Raw genomic sequence first — 2,110 nt, forward strand, 5'->3', positions numbered from 1 at the left:
AATGCCCATGCCTGCGCTGCCTCCGGCCACCGCTGCGGTGGGCGCGTGGCTGCTGCTGAAGGTTTTCTCGTCAGGATGCACTGCGATGACCGGCGTGGAAGCGGTGAGCAACGGCGTGATGGCCTTCCGCGACGACACGCGCAAAAACGCAAAGATCACTCTGACCATCATCATTGCGCTCTTGATGATTCTGCTGATCGGCATCGCCCTGCTGTGCCGGGCTTACGGTATCGGCGCGACCAACCCCAACGGCCCCGGCTATGAGAGCGTGCTTTCGATGCTTACGCGTGCAGTGATGGGGCATGGATGGTTTTATTACGTAACCATCGGCTCGGTGCTGCTGGTGCTCGCGCTGTCGGCCAATACGGCATTTGCGGATTTTCCCCGCTTGACGCGCGCGATTGCACTCGACGATTACATGCCGCACGTCTTTCTGCTGCGCGGGCGGCGATTGCTTTACTCGTGGGGCATTTATATCCTGGTCGTCCTCACGGGACTGCTGCTGATCATCTTTCGCGGCGTTACGGACCGCCTGATTCCGCTCTACGCAATTGGAGCGTTCCTGGCGTTCACACTGTCGCAGGCCGGCATGGTGATGCACTGGAAGCGTGAAGGCGGGCACCCCTTCCGCATGTTTGCCAATGGGCTGGGCGCGGTGGCGACCGGCATCACGGTAGTTGTCGTACTGCTGGCGAAGTTTACTGACGGCGCATGGATCACGGCCCTTCTGGTTGCCGTGATGATCGTCTTCATGCATGCCGTGAAGCGCCACTATATGCGTGTAGACCGCGAAGTGTTTCTCGACCGGCCGATCGTGCCTGCGCTGGTGCAGGAGCCGATCGTGGTGGTTCCGATCGATCGTTGGAGTCGGATCACCGAAAAGGCGCTGTCGTTTGCGCTTTCGATGTCGAATGATATTCGGTGCCTGCATGTCCAGGTTGCCGATGACCCAGACGAAATCTGCAAAGATTTCGACAGGTTTATCGCAGACCCCTTGAAGGCGGCGGGCAAGTGCGTGCCGAAGATCGAGATCCTGCAATCGCCGTATCGTTACGTGCTGCAGCCGATGGTGGACTACATTCTGAAGGCGGAAAAGGAATCGGATGTCCGCAAGGTCTGCGTACTGGTACCGGAACTGGTGGTGCTGCACTGGTGGGAGAACCTGCTGCACAACCGGCGCGCCAATCTGCTCAAGGCGATGCTCCTGATTAAAGGCACCCGCCGCATCATCGTGATCAATATCCCATGGTACCTCGAACGGGGATGATCCAGTCGAGCAGCCTTTGTTCTGCCGGCGATTCCCTTCCCCGGTCGAAAACGTCAGAATGGTGAGTGGACTCCACGACAATATCCGCGCGCTCCGGTCGACCGCCCGGCGACAGTTCCCGCCGATCATGCCGGATATTGTCCGCTCGCATCGTGGCGCGAGTGCTCGCCTGTAGTTTTATCGCCTTCGGTCTGAACGCTCCAGCACAGGATTCCCAGCAAACCGCCCCGGCTGAAAATACCAGTCCACAGGCTGGCGTGCACGGCATCGTGCGCAATGGGGCTTCGGGGGAACCGCTGACGCGCGCCCTGGTGCGCATCAACGGAGACGCTTCAACCGCCGTTCTGACCGACGGCGAGGGGCGTTTTGAAATCGCGGATGTGCCCCTCGGTCCGCAGGAGTTCACGGTCATGAAACCCGGATTTATGGATGAGGAGGAGGCCGGCACAGACAGCGCCTCGTCGAATTCGCACGGATTCGGACACAACGTTATCATTGCGGCGCCAATGGGCGATGTCGTGTTCACGCTGGTGCCGACCAATTCGATTCAAGGGCAGATTCAGCTTTCGACCGGCGACGTAGCGCAGGGAATCCAGGTCTCTCTGTTGCGGCGCACCGTGCAGGATGGCCGCGTTGTGTGGCAGTCCGCCGAGAACACGAAGACCAACAGCGAAGGCTTCTACAGGTTTGGCGAACTGCCAGACGGCCTATATGCGGTGTATACGCAGCCTGCGATGGACAGCGACGCAGCAACCAACCTCGTGGAGAACGGAAGCGGAAACACGGTGCCGCGCGAAGGCTATGCGAGCGTCCTCTACCCCGACGCGCGGGATCTGGCGGGAG

The 2,110-nt window shown here is 60.1% G+C and carries 2 protein-coding genes; both read left to right on the plus strand.

Annotated elements, in window-relative coordinates:
- Positions 1-37: 37 nt before the first annotated feature.
- Complete coding sequence (locus tag VK725_RS14020; protein ID WP_325318672.1) at positions 38-1,267, plus strand: APC family permease; 1,230 nt, start codon at positions 38-40, stop codon at positions 1,265-1,267.
- Between the two features lie 152 nt (positions 1,268-1,419).
- On the plus strand, positions 1,420-2,110 hold a 691-nt coding region (locus VK725_RS14025), incomplete at its 3' end, for a carboxypeptidase-like regulatory domain-containing protein (protein WP_325318673.1).

Source organism: Dyella sp., assembly GCF_035486915.1.
Lineage (GTDB): Bacteria > Pseudomonadota > Gammaproteobacteria > Xanthomonadales > Rhodanobacteraceae > Dyella_B.